Source organism: Natronoarchaeum mannanilyticum (assembly GCF_039522665.1).
Taxonomy (GTDB): Archaea; Halobacteriota; Halobacteria; order Halobacteriales; family Natronoarchaeaceae; genus Natronoarchaeum; species Natronoarchaeum mannanilyticum.
In genome coordinates this window covers 224,999-240,457 of record NZ_BAAADV010000001.1, presented here as the reverse complement: position 1 = coordinate 240,457, position 15,459 = coordinate 224,999, and the positions used below count along the sequence as shown (strand labels likewise).

At 67.1% G+C, this 15,459-nt stretch carries 20 protein-coding genes; 8 read left to right on the top strand and 12 right to left on the bottom strand.

From position 1 onward, the window contains the following. Nucleotides 1-14: 14 nt before the first annotated feature. Nucleotides 15-482 carry a DUF7311 family protein gene (locus ABDZ81_RS01285; protein WP_343772002.1) on the bottom strand — a complete coding sequence of 156 codons (468 nt, stop codon included), beginning with the start codon at nucleotides 480-482 and terminating at the stop codon, nucleotides 15-17. Beyond that, nucleotides 479-1,249: a DUF7310 family coiled-coil domain-containing protein gene (locus ABDZ81_RS01280; protein WP_343772001.1), complete on the bottom strand. Its 771-nt coding sequence runs from the start codon at nucleotides 1,247-1,249 to the stop codon at nucleotides 479-481. Before ABDZ81_RS01280 ends, ABDZ81_RS01285 begins: the two co-directional genes overlap by 4 nt. A gap of 127 nt (nucleotides 1,250-1,376) precedes the next feature. Here ABDZ81_RS01280 and ABDZ81_RS01275 point away from each other — a divergent pair, with 127 nt between their 5' ends. Further along, nucleotides 1,377-2,456 (top strand): tubulin/FtsZ family protein, encoded by a 1,080-nt coding sequence (locus ABDZ81_RS01275; RefSeq protein ID WP_343772000.1) that lies wholly within the window; start codon nucleotides 1,377-1,379, stop codon nucleotides 2,454-2,456. Nucleotides 2,457-2,628: 172 nt separating this feature from the next. Here ABDZ81_RS01275 and ABDZ81_RS01270 read toward each other — a convergent pair whose 3' ends face one another. The 3 genes from ABDZ81_RS01270 to ABDZ81_RS01260 all read right to left on the bottom strand — a co-directional run bounded on the left by ABDZ81_RS01270 (nucleotide 2,629) and on the right by ABDZ81_RS01260 (nucleotide 5,392). After that, entirely contained in the window at nucleotides 2,629-3,969 is a 1,341-nt protein-coding gene (locus tag ABDZ81_RS01270) for an alkaline phosphatase family protein (RefSeq protein ID WP_343771999.1), read from the bottom strand. A gap of 158 nt (nucleotides 3,970-4,127) precedes the next feature. Next, the gene (locus ABDZ81_RS01265; protein ID WP_343771998.1) at nucleotides 4,128-4,412 is read right to left on the bottom strand and encodes a hypothetical protein; all 285 of its coding nucleotides are present in this window, start codon (nucleotides 4,410-4,412) and stop codon (nucleotides 4,128-4,130) included. 434 nt (nucleotides 4,413-4,846) lie between these two features. Next, nucleotides 4,847-5,392: an inorganic diphosphatase gene (locus ABDZ81_RS01260; protein ID WP_343771997.1), complete on the bottom strand. Its 546-nt coding sequence runs from the start codon at nucleotides 5,390-5,392 to the stop codon at nucleotides 4,847-4,849. Between the two features lie 209 nt (nucleotides 5,393-5,601). Here ABDZ81_RS01260 and ABDZ81_RS01255 point away from each other — a divergent pair, with 209 nt between their 5' ends. Then, nucleotides 5,602-5,958, top strand: a complete 357-nt coding sequence (locus ABDZ81_RS01255; RefSeq protein WP_343771996.1) for a PadR family transcriptional regulator — start codon at nucleotides 5,602-5,604, stop codon at nucleotides 5,956-5,958. Here ABDZ81_RS01255 and ABDZ81_RS01250 read toward each other — a convergent pair. Then, entirely contained in the window at nucleotides 5,955-6,509 is a 555-nt protein-coding gene (locus ABDZ81_RS01250) for a DUF7108 family protein (RefSeq protein WP_343771995.1), read from the bottom strand. The two genes, ABDZ81_RS01255 and ABDZ81_RS01250, sit on opposite strands and share 4 nt — an antisense overlap. Nucleotides 6,510-6,528: 19 nt before the next feature. Next, nucleotides 6,529-7,122 (bottom strand): ribonuclease HI, encoded by a 594-nt coding sequence (gene rnhA, locus ABDZ81_RS01245; protein WP_343771993.1) that lies wholly within the window; start codon nucleotides 7,120-7,122, stop codon nucleotides 6,529-6,531. A gap of 175 nt (nucleotides 7,123-7,297) precedes the next feature. On the opposite strand from rnhA, the gene ABDZ81_RS01240 reads away from it, so the two are divergent. Beyond that, nucleotides 7,298-8,263, top strand: a complete 966-nt coding sequence (locus tag ABDZ81_RS01240; RefSeq protein WP_256392556.1) for a transcription initiation factor IIB — start codon at nucleotides 7,298-7,300, stop codon at nucleotides 8,261-8,263. A gap of 145 nt (nucleotides 8,264-8,408) precedes the next feature. Here the strand turns inward: ABDZ81_RS01240 and ABDZ81_RS01235 are convergent, their stop codons facing one another. Then, nucleotides 8,409-8,945, bottom strand: coding sequence for a hypothetical protein (locus tag ABDZ81_RS01235; RefSeq protein ID WP_343771992.1), 537 nt, complete (start codon nucleotides 8,943-8,945; stop codon nucleotides 8,409-8,411). A gap of 103 nt (nucleotides 8,946-9,048) precedes the next feature. On the opposite strand from ABDZ81_RS01235, the gene nreA reads away from it, so the two are divergent. Further along, entirely contained in the window at nucleotides 9,049-10,356 is a 1,308-nt protein-coding gene (nreA, locus tag ABDZ81_RS01230) for a DNA repair protein NreA (protein ID WP_343771991.1), read from the top strand. Nucleotides 10,357-10,368: 12 nt separating this feature from the next. Here the strand turns inward: nreA and ABDZ81_RS01225 are convergent, their stop codons facing one another. Next, nucleotides 10,369-10,872, bottom strand: a complete 504-nt coding sequence (locus tag ABDZ81_RS01225) for a PIN domain-containing protein (protein WP_343771989.1) — start codon at nucleotides 10,870-10,872, stop codon at nucleotides 10,369-10,371. Next, nucleotides 10,873-11,175: a CopG family ribbon-helix-helix protein gene (locus ABDZ81_RS01220; RefSeq protein WP_343771988.1), complete on the bottom strand. Its 303-nt coding sequence runs from the start codon at nucleotides 11,173-11,175 to the stop codon at nucleotides 10,873-10,875. A gap of 168 nt (nucleotides 11,176-11,343) precedes the next feature. Here ABDZ81_RS01220 and ABDZ81_RS01215 point away from each other — a divergent pair, with 168 nt between their 5' ends. Continuing rightward, the gene (locus ABDZ81_RS01215; RefSeq protein WP_343771987.1) at nucleotides 11,344-11,988 is read left to right on the top strand and encodes a hypothetical protein; all 645 of its coding nucleotides are present in this window, start codon (nucleotides 11,344-11,346) and stop codon (nucleotides 11,986-11,988) included. 3 nt (nucleotides 11,989-11,991) lie between these two features. On the opposite strand, the gene ABDZ81_RS01210 is transcribed toward ABDZ81_RS01215, so the two are convergent. Further along, a complete protein-coding gene (locus tag ABDZ81_RS01210) occupies nucleotides 11,992-12,444 on the bottom strand; it encodes a DUF302 domain-containing protein (RefSeq protein WP_343771986.1) in 453 nt (150 codons plus the stop codon). A 183-nt stretch (nucleotides 12,445-12,627) separates the two neighbouring features. Between ABDZ81_RS01210 and ABDZ81_RS01205 the strand changes: the two genes are divergently transcribed. Both ABDZ81_RS01205 and ABDZ81_RS01200 read left to right on the top strand, forming a co-directional pair. Further along, nucleotides 12,628-14,028 (top strand): hypothetical protein, encoded by a 1,401-nt coding sequence (locus ABDZ81_RS01205; RefSeq protein ID WP_343773348.1) that lies wholly within the window; start codon nucleotides 12,628-12,630, stop codon nucleotides 14,026-14,028. Nucleotides 14,029-14,055: 27 nt separating this feature from the next. Then, entirely contained in the window at nucleotides 14,056-14,367 is a 312-nt protein-coding gene (locus tag ABDZ81_RS01200; protein ID WP_343771985.1) for a hypothetical protein, read from the top strand. Nucleotides 14,368-14,409: 42 nt separating this feature from the next. On the opposite strand, the gene ABDZ81_RS01195 is transcribed toward ABDZ81_RS01200, so the two are convergent. Beyond that, nucleotides 14,410-15,024, bottom strand: a complete 615-nt coding sequence (locus ABDZ81_RS01195) for a DUF7998 family protein (protein WP_343771984.1) — start codon at nucleotides 15,022-15,024, stop codon at nucleotides 14,410-14,412. A 134-nt stretch (nucleotides 15,025-15,158) separates the two neighbouring features. On the opposite strand from ABDZ81_RS01195, the gene ABDZ81_RS01190 reads away from it, so the two are divergent. After that, nucleotides 15,159-15,362, top strand: coding sequence for a hypothetical protein (locus ABDZ81_RS01190; protein WP_343771983.1), 204 nt, complete (start codon nucleotides 15,159-15,161; stop codon nucleotides 15,360-15,362). Nucleotides 15,363-15,459 lie beyond the last annotated feature (97 nt).

Below are 15,459 nucleotides of genomic sequence, written 5' to 3'. Positions count from 1 at the left end.
CGGCGCCAGACCGACTACGCGCCCGCCGAAACGCGCTCGACGAGGATTCGGCGGCGACGCTCGTCTCCTCGCAGCGAGAGCGCGAGCTCGTGGGGGCCGTCGCCATCGAGATCGATCGGATTTCCGTCGGCGGTCTGCACCGGTTCCGGAAAGCGGATCGTCCGGCTGCGCCGACCGCCGCCAGCGATCCGGTAGCGCAGCGTCAGCGTGCGCTCCGCGGGGGTTGCGAGACGCACGCCGTCGACCGCGGCTTCGTCCCACGCCGCGCCGGGCAGGGTAACTGTGACGACTCGGCGGGCGCCCGGACGGCCCGCCGGAACCGCCTCGTCGCCCGCCAGCGAGCGCGCGGCGGCCTCGACCGACGCGACGACCGACTCGATCCGGCCGTTCGAGCGTCGCACCCGCGCGTGGTCGATTCCCGGCGTCGCCGCGGCCGCCAGTGCGGTCGATAGCAGGGCGGCTAGCAGCGTCCGCCGGATCACAGCGCGTCCCTGAGCCGGGCGACGACGCTCCGCTCGTCGACGTCGTCGACCGGGTCGCCGTCGGGCGAGTCGTCGACGTCGACCGTCCGGGGTCGTCGTGTCGTCCGCTCGTGATCGCTTCCGCCCGATTGGCTCGCAACGGCGCCGCAGTGCGGGCACCCGGAGTTCCGGTCGTGAGTGTCGGGGTCGGTCTGTGGGTGCGCCCGAGCCGGCTGGGACGCTGCGGCGGCGGGACGCCGCTGAGCTTCGCTCACTGTGCCCTGACTCGCAGGCTCGTCAGGACGCCGACGCGTCGCTCGTCGCTCCGGTCGCCCACGGGACGCCGAGTTACTGTCACGACTCCGCTGATCGCCGGACGCGGCGACCTCGGCACGGTCGCGTTGTTGGGCACGGCGGGCTTCGTCGTGGCCCCGCTGATCGACGCCGTCGGAATGGCGCTGGTCCTCATCAGGCGCCGGCTCGGCGTCGTCGGCGTCGGCGCCCTCGCCGTCGAGACGCCGCTCCAGCGCCGCGACCCGATCCTCCACGTCGTCGACGGCCGTCGCGGCTGCGTCGGCCCGTTGCTCGATCTCGTCGTCGACCGACTTGACCCGGCCGACGTACCCGCGGACCGCCTGGAGACCGGATTCGAGTTCGGTCGTGGTCGATTCCAGTTCGTCGATGCGCGACTCCAGTTCCCCCGTCGAGTCCGAGAGCTCCACCTCTCCGTCGGCGACCGCCCGCTCGACGGCTCTGAGTCGCTCCTCGATCGCGTCGATATCTGTCACGGAGCCCGCATCGCCGTCCGATCCGTCAAAAGGGTGTCGTGTCCGGTGGGGTAGCGTCGTCTCGGAGGGCGTCGCCGCGAGGGGGCGTAGCACAAGGTTGATGCCGGCGGGCGGAAATGGCAACTGTATGAAAGTCGCTCTCGTCGGCGTCGGACAGGCCGGTGGCAAGGTGACCGAGGCCATCGCCGCGTTCGACGACCGCATGGAGTTCGGGGCGGTGCGGGGCGCGCTCGCGGTCAACAGCGCGGAGGCGGACCTCCAGTCGCTCTCGCTCGACACGGTGCTGATCGGCCAGGACAGGGTGAAAGGCCACGGTGTGGGCGGCGACAACGAACTCGGCGCCGAGGTGATGCAGTCCGACGTCGATCAGGTGATGGGGTCGCTCGACGGCCGGATCACCGCCGAAGCCGAGGCGATCTTCGTCGTCGCCGGGCTGGGCGGGGGAACCGGTAGCGGCGGCGCGCCCGTGCTCGCACGGGAGCTCTCCCGCGTGTACAGCGTTCCCGTCTACGCGCTGGGCATCTTGCCGGGCCGCGACGAGGGGTCGCTCTACCAGGCCAACGCCGGCCGCTCGCTCATGACGCTCGCTCGGGAGGCCGACGCGACGCTGTTGATCGACAACGACGCCTGGCACGACGCCGGCGAGAGCGTCGAGGGGGCGTTCGACGCCATCAACCAGGAGATCGCGCGCCGCGTCGGCCTGCTGCTGGCCTCGGGCGAAGCGACTGAGGGCGTCGGCGAGAGCGTCGTCGACTCCAGCGAGGTGATCAACACCTTGCGCGAGGGCGGCATCGCCGCGCTGGGCTACGCCAGCGCCGCCGCCAGCGACGACAGCGCAGACAACATCAACACCGTCACGAGCACGGCCCGGAAGGCGCTCTTTACCGGGACGAGCCTCCCCGACGCGAACACGGCCGACGCCGCGCTGCTGGTCGTCGCCGGCAAGCCCGAGGCCATCCCCCGCAAAGGCGTCGAGCGCGCCCGCCGGCTGGTCGAGGACGAGACGGGCAGCCTGCAGGTCCGGGGCGGCGACTTCCCGCTGGAATCCGACCAGCTCGCCGCGCTGGTGCTGCTCGGCGGCGTCGAGCGCTCCGACCGGATCGACGCGTTCATGGAGCGGGCCAAGCAGGCCCAGAAGGCCGAAAACGAACCGGACCGCGATCCCGCCGAGCAGTTCCAGAACGACGAGCTCGACGGATTGTTCTGACGCCGGATTTCGGCGTCGACTGATTCGGCCGGGGGGTCGGCATCCGGCCGCTACAGAATTTCGACGCGTCGGCTTCGGCGTCGAGCGACGCCGTTAGTCGGGCTGGATGCACTGGTTCGGTGACGACGCCGCTGGTCGGTCGATCGAGAATCGGCAGAATCGAGATCGCGGCCTACAGCAGCGTCGCGCCGTCGAAGTCGGCCCGCCCGTACTCGATGTCGAGCAGGTCCAGCAGCGTCGGCGTGATGTCGAACAGGTCGGCCTCCTTGATCGTCGCGTCGGCGTCGTCGACGAACAGGCAGGCGTTATCGAAGCTGTGCATCCCGTTGCGCGGGCCCTTGCCGAACACGTCGTCGTGGCCCTTGAAGCCGGCCTTGAGATCGTAGCCGTGGTTCGGGATCACGACCAGGTCCGGCGCGATGTCGTCGTGGTCGCCGCGGAACGCGTCTTCCTTTTCGACCACGCGGTCCGCGACCGGCCCGTGGGGGCCTTCGAGCGCTTCGAGCTCCTCTTTGAGCTCCTGGCGGACCTCCTCGTAGTCCTCCTCGGGGACGCTCCCGCGGGGCTCCCGCCCTTCGAGGTTGATGTAGAATCGGCCGGGGATCAGCGAGTACGCCGTGGTGTCCTCGGAGATGTCGCCCAGTTCCTCGTGGTCGTCGTCCTCGAAGTCGAGCCACCCCTCCTCCTGGAGCCAGGCGTTGAAGTGGACCTCGTGCTCCAGGGTCGTGAACCCGTGGTCGGAGGCGACGACCATCGTGGTGTCGTCGTCGAGCTGCTCGCGCAGCTGGCCGATGTAGTCGTCGAGCTTGCGGTAGAAGTCGAGGAACTCCTCCTTGTACTCGCCGTCCTTCTCGTAGTGCTCGAACAGGAAGTGGTTGACCCGGTCGGTCGTCATGAAGACGCCGAAGAACAGATCCCAGTCGTCCTGCTCGATGTAGTTCGAGAACGCTTCGAAGCGCGCGTCGAGCGTCTCGTGGGCGTTCTCGATGAACTCCGATTTGTCCTCGGAGTGGCCGAGCTTGGCGTTGGCGTCGATCTTGTAGTCGATACCCTCCAGATACTCCGCGAGATCTTCGGGGTAGGCGGCCTTCTCGATGCCCGGCGAAAGGAAGCCCGAGACCATCCGCTGGACGTTGCGCTGGGGCGGGAACGTGACGGGGACGTTCATCACCGTCGCGTCCCGTCCTTCCTCGGTCGCGATGTCCCAGACCCGGTCGGCCTGAACGTCCCGGCCCATCGGAACGTACGTGTCGTAGGAGCCGACCTCGCGGTCCTGGAACCCGTAGACGCCCGTCTCGCCGGGGTTCTTCCCGGTCGTCAGGCTCGGCCAGCACGCCGAGGATTCGGGCGGGACGATGCTGTCAATCGGCCCGGCGGCGCCCTCGTCGGCCAGCGCCGCGAAGTTCTCGAATTCGTCGTAGTGGTCCGCGAGCAAACTGTACGGCACGCCGTCGATGCCGAAGAAGGCGACGCGCGGGGCGTCGTCGCCGCGCAACCGATCGAAGAGACCCATGTTGCCCCCTTGAGCGACCGGATACAAGAACCTTCTTTTCGGCGGCCGGAACCGCCGATCGTCGCGGATTCCGGCACAATTTGCGGGGACCGTCGCAAATCGCCCCTCCGGTTCGCAGCTCACCGCCCGACGCCGCAGACGCCCCACGAGTCAGCGGATCACTCGCCGTTGCCGCCGTCGCGAACGTCGAACGCACCCGACTCTCTACAGAGGGCACAGGGGTTGCAATCGCAGCCGAGCGCGGTACTCAGGGAGTCATACACTGACGCGTCATCGAGATCGTGAACGTGCCCGGACGTCAACCCGCAGACGCTCTCGAATCGATCTTCCTCCGAGGAAGTCGACACGCAGGCGTGTACTGCCTGCCAGACGTCGATGACCTGCTGGTGGTAGTAGAAATCGACGTCGGCTGGCGTTAGCTCGCCGTCAGACGGTCGTCCCATACCGGAAGAGTGTGGGTGTGGTAAAGAAAGGTTCCCCCGGTGGTACGCCAACCGTTGGCACCCCTGGCGTTCGGAAGACAGTCACTCCTCGTCGTCCGTCGCCTCGGGGTCGAAGTTGACCGGGACGACTGTGGGGTGGGCCATTCCGACGCTGGGGCCGTCCTCGCGACGATCGTCCGACGGAGGCGTTCTCGTTGCCATCTCATATCGTAGTAGGCCCGCGACGCCCAAAAGATTACCCATGATCATAACACATGAGCCGAGCGGCCGAGTATTATCGCCGGGTATCGCCGGTTCGAGAGCGGCGTCGCGCCGAACCGCGGCGTCGACGTTGCCGCGACGCTTTCCGATGTCGGCGCCGGAGACGCCGCTGCGCGGCGCCAACTCGAACGAAGCAACCGCCAAAAGCGCAGATCGAAAAAGCGCGGACGCCGTCAGTTACGCGGGCTGTCGAAGTTCTCGTCGTAGAGGTCCATCGCGTGCTCGATGGCCTCCTTGGCCGACTCCTTGTCCTCCCAGCCGAGCGTCTCGACTTCCTTGCCCGCCTCGAGATTCTTGTAGGTCTCGAAGAACTCCTCGATCTCGTCGAGCTGCTGGTCCGAGAGATCCTCCAGCCCCTCGACGTGGTCGTAGCGGGGGTCCTCGGTGGGGACGGCGATGACCTTGTCGTCCTGCTCGCCGTCGTCGTCCATCTTCATCAGGGCGACGGGGCGGGCCTCGATCACGCAGCCGGGGAACGTCTGGTCCTCGACGAGCACGAGCACGTCGAAGGGGTCCTCGTCGTCGTAGTACGACCGCGGGATGAACCCGTAGTCCGAGGGGTAGTGGACGTTCGAGTGCAGCACGCGGTCGAGCACGACGCCGGGCACGTCCTTGTCGTACTCGTACTTGTTGCGCTCGCCCTTGAGACACTCCACGACGGCGTAGATCTCTTCCGGCGGGTTCGGTCCGGTTTCCAGATCTTCCCAGAGGTTCGTCATTGCAGGTACGGATCGGCGAGGCGGCCAAAAAGCATTTTCGGCATTGCGACGACGTCGGGGACGGGCGTAGCGCTGGAATCACAGCGGCGTGTCCGGCGTGCCGGCTCGCAGTCCGTCGGTTCGAGAGCCGCTGCGCTGTATATTACGCAACAATATCGGAGAATAGTTAAGAAGTGTTAAATATCCTGGCTTCATTCACACAGCCAGCCATGTCAGAGGCACGGACAATCACGGAAGCGGAGGCCGCGCGCGACCTGACCGCGTTCCAGCGAAATATACTGATCATCCTCTCGAAGGAGCCGATGTACGGGCTCGCGATCAAGCGGGAGCTGGAGGAGTACTACGGCGGCGAAGTGAACCACGGGCGCCTGTACCCGAACCTCGACGAACTCGTCGAGCTGGGCTTCGTCGAGAAGAGCGAACTCGACAAGCGCACCAACCAGTACGAGCTCACCGACGAGGGCGAGGCGGCGGTGTTCGACCAGTTCGAGTGGGCGCTCTCGAAGGTCGTCACCGACGATGACCGGGCCGAGGACGTCCGGACGATCGTCGACGACCAGCTTTAGAACTCGGGGACGCGGGCGTCGGCGGTTTCGAACACTACTTCTATCGACCGATCGAGGACGGCGAGCTGCTCCTCCGTAGGCCAGGCGTTGCGCGGGAAGTACTCCGAGCGGAAAGTTCGAATCTCCTCGGCGGTCGCCGACTCGACGGGTTTCGCGAGGTGATTGTGCATGAAGTCGGCGAACGCCGCGGCGTTGTCGCCGTGGACGTCGCCGTGGGCCTCGCGAACCTGCTCGACGATCCGGTCGTTGTGCTCGCGGACCTCGTCCCACTCGTCCGGGTCGCCGACCCCTTCGAGCCGGATCTCGACGGCCCGGCCGGTGTCCTCGATGCGGTCGGGGTGGATGTCGCCGTCGTCGATCCACTCCTCGGGATGCAAGACGAGCACGTCGCCGTCGTCGTCCTCGCGGACCCTGGCGGTGAACCCGTGCTCGTCGAGTCGATCCTCGCGGCGGCGTCGGTACGCCGCGGCCTCGTCGGCGTCGACGGCTTCGCGGGCGAGCCGAGTGAGTCGCTCGACCTCCTCGCTGACGTCGTCCGGTAGTTCTGACATCGTAGTGGATCGCGGGCGGTCAGTTGCCGTCCAGCGCTTCGTTGGCCATCTCGTCGGCGCGCTCGTTTATCTCCCGCGGTACGTGTTCGAGCGACCAGGAGTCGAACTCCTCGAGCAACGATCGGACGCGCACGCGCCGTTCCTGCATCCCCGGGTCGTTCGCGGACCACGCGCCGTTGACCTGCTTGACGATCAGCTCCGAGTCGCCCCGCACGTCGACCTCGTCGAAGCCGTAGTCGCGGGCCATTTCGAGGGCGCGCGCGAGCGCCTCGTACTCCGCGCGATTGTTGGTCGTCTCGCCGATGCGTTCGCCCCCTTCGGCGACGATGCCGTCGCTGTTGACGATCGCCCAGCCGACCGCCGCGGGGCCGGGGTTCCCCCGGCTCGCCCCGTCGAAGTAGACGTGGGCGCGCCCGCCCTCCTCGCGCAGGATCGCCTCCACGTCCTGCGGGTTCGACCCCTGGATCACGACTTTCCCGTCGTAGGCGACCGCGGTGGCGTCGCCCCGCGACGCGCGCCAGCGCTCGTGGTCGGTGTTGCCGTCCTCGACCTCGACGCCGGCGTCGCGAAGCCGCTCGCGGGCTCGCTCCGCGTCGCATTCGATCGTCGGCATTGACCGTAGGTCAAGCTATCCGGAATATATGTGTTTCCGTTTTGGGACGGCCGTTACCGCCGGCAACACGCCGTAGTCTTGCGATTCGGGCCGTCAGACCGATCCCGACGAAACGGCGGTCGAACGCACCCGACCGAGGGTTTAAGTGTGTCCGTGATACTACTATAAAAGTGCGATGACACGGTCCACCCGCCAGCGGGAGCGCGAACACGAGACGGAGCAAGGAGACGAGGAGGAAGAGGGGGTCCGGGAATGTCCGGAGTGTGATTCCGACAACCTCGTCAAGAGCTCCGACAGGGGCGAACTCGTCTGTAACGACTGCGGCCTCGTGGTCGAGGAGGAGAAGATCGACCCGGGTCCGGAGTGGCGCGCCTTTAATCATCAGGAGCGTCAGGAGAAGTCGCGCGTCGGCGCGCCGACGACGCAGACGATGCACGACAAGGGCCTGACGACGACGATCGACTGGAAGGACAAGGACGCCTACGGTCGCTCGATCTCCTCGAAGAAGCGCAGCCAGATGCACCGCCTGCGCAAGTGGCAAGAGCGCATCAGGACCAAGGACGCCGGCGAGCGCAACCTGCAGTTCGCGCTCAGCGAGATCGACCGCATGGCCTCCGCGCTGGGGGTGCCCCGCTCGGTACGCGAGGTCGCGTCGGTCATCTATCGGCGCGCGCTCAAGGAGGACCTGATTCGGGGACGCTCGATCGAGGGCGTCGCCACCTCGGCGCTGTACGCCGCCTGCCGCAAGGAAGGCATCCCGCGCAGCCTCGAAGAGATCTCGGAAGTCTCCCGCGTCGAACGGAAGGAAATCGGCCGTACGTATCGATACATCTCCCAGGAACTCGGCCTGGAGATGAAACCCGTCGACCCGAAGAAGTACGTCCCGCGGTTCTGTTCTGAACTCGAACTCTCCGAGGAAGTCCAGACGAAGGCCAACGAGATCATCGAGACCACGGCCGAGGAAGGGCTCCTCTCCGGCAAATCCCCGACCGGCTACGCCGCCGCGGCCATCTACGCCGCCTCGCTGCTGTGCAACGAGAAGAAGACCCAGCGCGAAGTCGCCGACGTCGCTCAGGTGACGGAAGTCACGATCCGGAACCGCTACCAGGAGCAGATCGAGGCGATGGGCATCCACAGCTAGTTCCGCTCCCGCTTTCCTCGCGGCTTTCCCGCTTCGTAGCACCCGCTGGCGTTCGGGCCGGTTCGGTGTCGTCTTGCACCGAGTCCGCGTCGGCGTCGCGCCGCTCAGTTTCGGCGTCAATGCCCGAGGTTCGGCGTCGCCCCGCTCACGCCGCGGCGTCGGACGCGTTCGTGTAGTGGGTCGTCGTCTCGGTCATCAGTCGGTGACAGCCCAAGTCCGGGCCGGACGTGCTCCCGCCGCAGCTTTTGGTCCGACCGTCGACGGTCAGTGCGACTCGATGACCGACGGCGGCCTCGCTGACGGGCGCGTCGTACTCGACCCGATACGCGATGCGGCCGGCGCAGCTCTCGTTCGCGCCGGCGGGCTCGTGCGTTCGCAGGTCGATCCGGTAGGTAACGACCGCCGCGCTCTCCGGCGAGGTCCGACGCATCTCCGCGGATAGCTCCGTCTCGGGCGAGTCCGTGTCGATCGTTCCGGCGTCGACGCCGTCGCCGTCGCCGGCGCTGTTCGAGCTAGCGAACTCGCGGACCTCGTCCTGACAGCCGCGATCGGTGATCTCGAACGACCCGATCGCCGGCGGGCGGTCCGGATCCGGATCGCCCTGGAACGGTCCCGCGCCGGCCAGCGACATCCCGGCGGCTGCGACCACGAGTACTACCGCGAGCAGGAGGGCTCGTCTCACGGGCCGACGTTTATGTTCTATATCTAATAACTTTGCGGACACCCGGTTCAGATCGATGTCGCGAAACGAACATTCATAGTCGCCACGCCCCAACTACGGGCGAATGCGGCTCGACGAGTTCGTCGAGGGACTGGGGTACGACGAGGCCGCCGAGCGGCGGCGCCTGGCCGAGGAGAAGTCCTACGAGATCACCGACTACATCGACCGCGTCGAGGACCGCTTCGACGACGTGGTGACGGGCGACTCGCTGGTCGGCTCGACGTCGCCCTCGATCTTCGTGGGCCGATCGGGCTACCCGGACGTCTCGACGGGCGTGCTCTCGCCGGTCGGCGACGAGGAGGACGCCGAGGACTACGTCACCGACGGGAACTGGTACCAGCAGGGGTACTCGATCGACGACGTGTTCCAGCGCCGGACGGGGCTGATGAACTCCCAGCGACGCTCGAAAGTCGACGTCGAGGACGTCTGGGACGGCTTTGTCGGCGCCCAGCGCGAGGTCGCCATCGCCGATCGCCCGGTCGACGTCGAGATCGGACTGGACGGCCGGCCCGAACTGGACATGGACGTCGACGAGATCGCCGCGCCGACCGGGCCGAACGTCTCGGCCGAGTCGGTCGATCTCACGGAGAACCCCTACGTCCCGCGACCGGTCAAGAAGACGTTGGAAGACGACGACTGGCAGGCTCAGGGCGCGATGACGTACCTCTACCGGCGCGGGTTCGACGTGTACGACATCAACAAGATCCTTTCGGCCGGCGCGCTCGGACAGGGGGAAAATCGCAAGCTCGTCCCGACGCGCTGGTCGATCACCGCGGTCGACGACACGATCGGCCAGTACCTGCGTGGCAAGATTCGAAACTCGCCGTCGATCGACGAGACGCAGGTCTGGTACAACGAGTTCATGGGCAACCGGTTCTGGATCGTTCTTTCTCCCGGTCAGTGGGAGTTCGAGCTGGTCGAGATGAAGGCGCCGGGCAGCGTCTGGAACCCAAACACCGACACCGGCTACTGGATGTCCAGCGCCTCGGAGGGGTACGAGGGCCGGACCGGCTACGTCGACGAGACCGCCGGCGCGTACTACGCTTCCCGGCTGGGCGTCCTCGAACACCTCGTCGACGAGGACCGCCAGGCCAAGTGCATCGTGCTTCGGGAGGTCACCGACGACTACTGGGCGCCCGTCGGCGTCTGGCAGATCCGCGAGAGCGTCCGGAACGCGTTCGACCCCGACGCCGGCCGCGAGTCGCCCGCCGGCCCGGAGACGCCGCCGGAGCTTGCGGGGGAGTACGCGACGGCGGAGAGCTTCCACGACGCGATCAAGGGGCTCGGCCCGCGGCTGCCGGTCTCGATCGCCGACCTCCGGCGGAAATCGGATATGGTTGCGGGGTTGCAGGCACAGCTGACCGACTTCTGAGCGGACTGGCCACTACTCGTCGTCCAGATCCTCGAACAGCTGCTCGGCGCGCCGGAAGATCGGCGCGCCGAGCCAGTCCCGTTGTTCCGCGATCGTCTCTAACCGGGTTCTGGCCTCGTCGCCGTCGAGGACGCCGCGCTCGACGAGCGCCCGGAGGACGATCGGCGAGATGGCGACTTTCGCGTCGACGAGGGGCTGTAACTCGGGAAGCGCGCGAAGGTCGTCGGTCACCAGAAAGTCGGCGTCGCGCTCGTCGACGAGCGCCGCACAGCTCGCTTCGCCTGCGTCGATTCGCGTGGACGTGACGCGCGGGTCGTCGACAGTGCAGACGGTCAGGCGGTCTCGACAGTCGAGGACCGTCCGCGCGGCCGCGCCGTGCTCGTCGTCGTACTCCCCAGTTTCTTCGAGTTCTTCGACGATGCGTTCGGTGGTATAGACATCGAACTCGTCGAGAACGGTTTCGACGATCTCGCCGGTAGCCAGCGAGAGCAGGGCGCTCGTGTCGGCGACGATCATCTACAGGTCAGCGAGCTCCTCGGCCAATTCCTCGCCCTGGTCAAGCAGCGCCTTCGAGGATCGAACGGCTTCGGCGTCCTGCCGGCCGACGAACTCCTTCAGGGTCGAGAATTCGATCTCGTCGTCCAGATACAGTTCGACGACCGCCTCGCGGAACGCCTCGTCGTCCTCGACCGTATTGAGGTACTCCCGGAGCGCTTCGGTGACGATCTCCGTCCGATTTTTGTGAGTGACTTCGGCGGCGACGTCGGCTTTCTCTAGCAGTTCGTCGGGCAGCCGGAAGTTGACGTGTCTCGTTCCCATCCCGTTCGCACCCTCTGTAATTACGTTGTACCCACACCTGCATAAGCGTTACCGTGGTCGGAGAAGTCAGTTCGACTGCCTGGAGACGCCTTGACTAACGCCCGGGAGACTACAGCGCCCGTTTCACCCAACATCACGCCTTATACGCCGGCCGAGAAACGTAGTGGTATGAAACGGCGAACCCTCATGACCGCCGCCGCCGGCACAGCGACGGCTGCGCTCGCCGGCTGTCTAGGCGACGCCACCGCTCCTGGCTCGGAAAACGGTGATAGCGGAGAAGACGGCGACTGGACCTCCGACAGTATCCGAGACCACTTCGGGGGAGAACCGACCCGACCGGAGTGTGAACGCGAGTCAGAAACCGTCACCGTGAATCGCGGCGACGAAACCGAGCAGAGAGAAACCGCCGAAACGATCCCCTATCCCGACCCGCCGTCGTCGTTCGACGACGAGGCCGTCCTCGACTACGTCGAATCGTTCGAGGCGGCGTACGTGCGACACGACGCGATCTGCGAGAGTTCGGACGCCATTCTCGAGGTCGCGTACAGCGTCGAAAACAGCGAGGCGCTCGACTTGGACGGCGAAGCCACCGCCGTCTACCTCTACTACGCCGGCGGCGCGAGCAGCGGCGTCACCGAGGACGGAATCGAGTGGGCCGCCGATCTGGGGTTTCGCGGCGTGGTGTACGGCGTCGACGAGACCGGGACGGCCAGAGCCCAAGTGCCTGACGAGCAGGGCGCCGACCCCCGCGGGCTGGTCGAACAGCTTCCGGAACTACTGGACGACGGCAAGCTCGTCGCGACGTTCGAGTGAGACTCAGGCCGCCGATTCGAGTTTCTCGAACAGCTCCTCGGCCAGCTCGCCGGTGTCCTCCAGTATCGCGTCCCACTCCTCGCTCTCCTCGGGTGCCAGCCCGGTCAGCCGGGCGATCCGCATGATCGAAACGTGGTACACGACCTGCTTGCCCGGCTCTTCCTCCCAGATGATCACGTTGCAGGGAAACAGGCCGCCGATCGACTTCGTGACGTCGAGCGCCCGATCCGCGACGGCGGGGTTGCACGCGCCGAGCACGTAGTAGGGGTCCCGGTCGGCGTCGACCTTCTCGTTGAGCAGCTCGGAGGGCGAGAACTCCACGGGGATTCCGAAGCCGACGTCCTCGCAGGTCTCGCGGACGAACTCGACGGCGTCCTCGTGGTCCATCTCCAGGGTCGCGCGCTTCTCGCCGACGTCCTCCTCGGTCAGCTTCTGGGGGTCGATGGGCAGACTCATGACTGCTGGTTGGTCGGCAACCGTCAAAAGGATGCGCGGTGACGCCGACGCGAGGATCGCAGTCGGCTCCGCGTCGGCGTCTCGATGCCGAAGACGGGCACCGCGACGATGTTGACGACCGGACGAGCTGCGCCGAATATGTTCGGGGCCACCCGGACGGAAATCCGGACGCTAGAGGCGGGCATGAGCGCCGTCCCCGGGAACGTAGACACCGACCGGCAGCCCCCGATGACCGTGCCGCTGCGCCACTTCGTCGTCGCGCTGGCCTTTCTGCTGGCGGGGACGGCGCTGGGCGTCGGCGCTGCGCGCGGAAACGTCCCCGGAATGGCGTCGCTCGCCCACGTCCACCTGCTGCTGGCGGGCTGGGTCTGCGTGACGATCATGGGCGCGATGACCCAGTTCGTGCCGGTCTGGTCCGGCGTCGAGCTGCACTCCCGGCGCCTCGCGGTCGCCCAGCTCTGGCTGGTCGTCGTCGGCCTCGTCGGATTCGTCGTCGGCCTCCTGCAGTGGCGTCCCGCTCTGCTTCCCTGGTTCGGCGGGCTGATGCTGCTGGGGTTCTGGACGTTCGCGTACAACGTCGGCCGGACGCTCGCGGCGGTCGAGGACTACGACGTCACCGAGCGCCACTTCGCGGCCGCCCTCGGATTCTTCGTCCTACTCACGCTGCTCGGATTCGTCCTCGCGCTGGATTTCGCGAATCCCTTCCTGTTCGAGCGCGGGATCGACCGGGGCGGCGTCGTCGCGGCCCACGCCACGCTAGCGGTGTTCGGCGCCGTCCTGACGACCGTGATCGGCGCGCTCTACCAGCTCGCGACGATGTTCACCCAGACCGAGCTCCGCGGCGTCGACCTCAAAATTCGGCGGTTCGAGGAGGTCGCCTACCCCTTCGGCGTCCTGACACTCGCGGCCGGCCGGCTGCTCGCGTCAGCACCGCTGGCTCGTCTCGGCGGCGCGCTCGTCGCCCTAAGTCTGCTGGGCGTCGCCGGCATCCTCGCGCAGCGGCTCTACGAGACGCGCGTCGAGTGGACGCCGATGCTCTCGCGGTACGCCGTCGCCGCGCCGGCGATGGCGCTGTGGGCGCTCGCGACGCTGCCGGCGTGGCTCCGGACGCCGCTCGATCCCGCGGTGCGCTTCGGCGCGCCCGGCGCCGCTCACCTGCTGGCGTTCGGCGTCGTCGGCTTCGTCGTGCTCGGGACGGTGTACCACGTCGTCCCCTTTATCGTCTGGGTCCACCGGTACAGCGACCTGCTTGGGTTCGAGGACGTGCCGATGATCGACGATCTGTACGACGACCGGCTCGCGGCGGCCGACTTCGCGCTGCTGTTTGTCGGCTTCGCGGCGATCTCGGTCTCCGAGTGGCTCGCGGGCGGCGCGCTCGGCGCCGCGGCGCTGGCGGCGCCCGACTGGCTGGTGCCGGTCGGCGGCGTCCTCGCGACGCTGGGCGCCAGCGTGTTTGTCGTGAACGTCGTGCTGGTCCTGTACGAGCACGGCCCGCACACGTTCCGCGGGCTGCTGTTCGGCGTCGGGACCAATGGCGGTGAGGCGGACGCCGAAGCTGCCGCCGCGTCCGAGCACAACCGATAAGAGATTCGTTCCTGAATTGGCAGGACGATGGATTGGATCGGTGGAGAAACGACCCTCGTGAATCTCGCAGTACCGGTGCTCGGCGTCATCTCGCTGTTGCTGATCAGGGCCTACGCCAATCCACACCGGAGCTGGTACTATTTTCTCGCAAGCTTTCTCTGCTGGTTCGCATTTCAGCTGACAATCGGTGTATACGCGGGCTCACTCGTTCCGATTCCCCGTCTCGTCGGACTCACGGCCGCGGTTCTGCTGCTCGGCGGATTTATGACGTTCTTTGGGTTGGCGCTCCTGTCGGTGTGGCGTGATCGGCGGAACGGCGTTTCAGGCAGAATCCACTGACTATCGAGGAGACGCGAGAGTGCAACCGGTGAGGGGCAGCGTTCAGAACGGCGCGCTCGGCCCCGGAACGGCGTCATCGTCGATCGAATCGTCCTCGGGCATCGCGCCGAGGCCGTCAGTTCCGTCGCCCTCCGGCACCTCGCCCGTCTCGATGAACTCCGCTTCGAGATTCTCCAGTTGTTCGTTGATCGCCACGCTCTGGTGGTGCATCGGCGCGGCGCGCACCCGCACCAGATCGTAGTCGTGGCGCTCGGCGAGGCCGTTCCAGGCCCGGAACGAGCCGATCGTCAGCGTGTGCGTCTGCGGGCAAAAGGGCGTCGTCGGCGTGAACTCCGCGCGGAGCACCGACCGGTCGCCCGCCTCGAGAACGTCGGCGTCGGGCGCCGTCTCCTCGGCGTAGCGGTAGCCCGCCGTGGTGTGTCGAGTGTCGAGGTTCAGCCGGGCGAGGTTGTAGTTGAACGTCATGTCGTACACCGTGCGCTCCTCGAACAACTCCCGGGTGATCTCGTGGAACGCGAGATGGTCCTCGTCCGTCAGGACGTCCTGTTCTTCGATAAACGGCCCCGGATCCGGGACGTGCTCCGGGACGAACTCGTCGTACCCGTCGAACAGCGCGTCGTCGTCGCCGCCGCCGAACGGCGATGGGAAGCCCGCCATACCCGAAAGTGAGTTCGCTCGCCGGGTAGCGCTGTCCCCCAACATGTTCGCGTAGCGTCCGGCGACGCGTCCGTCCTCGACGCCCGGACATATTCGGGATCAGAGTGACGCGGAAGCGGCGCCGACGGTCGAGCGTGAGATTCCGCTGCGCGCGCTGCGGGTACGAGCGCGACTCCGTCTCGGCGGTGGCCGACCACCTGCGGGCGGATCACGACTGCGAGGACTTCGGCTGGTCGCTCGAACGCGTCCCCGAGGCGCCACACGAGCGCGTCGCGACGGCGCTGTCGAACCTGCCGCTGCGGCTTCGCAATCTGGGGCGGCGAGCCCGGGGCGGCTGACGCCGGCAGCCCCCGGCGACGGACGTCGACCCCCGCATCCCGACCGAACACGTTCGGCCGAGGCTACGCATTGTGTCGCCGACTAGGTGCGATACCA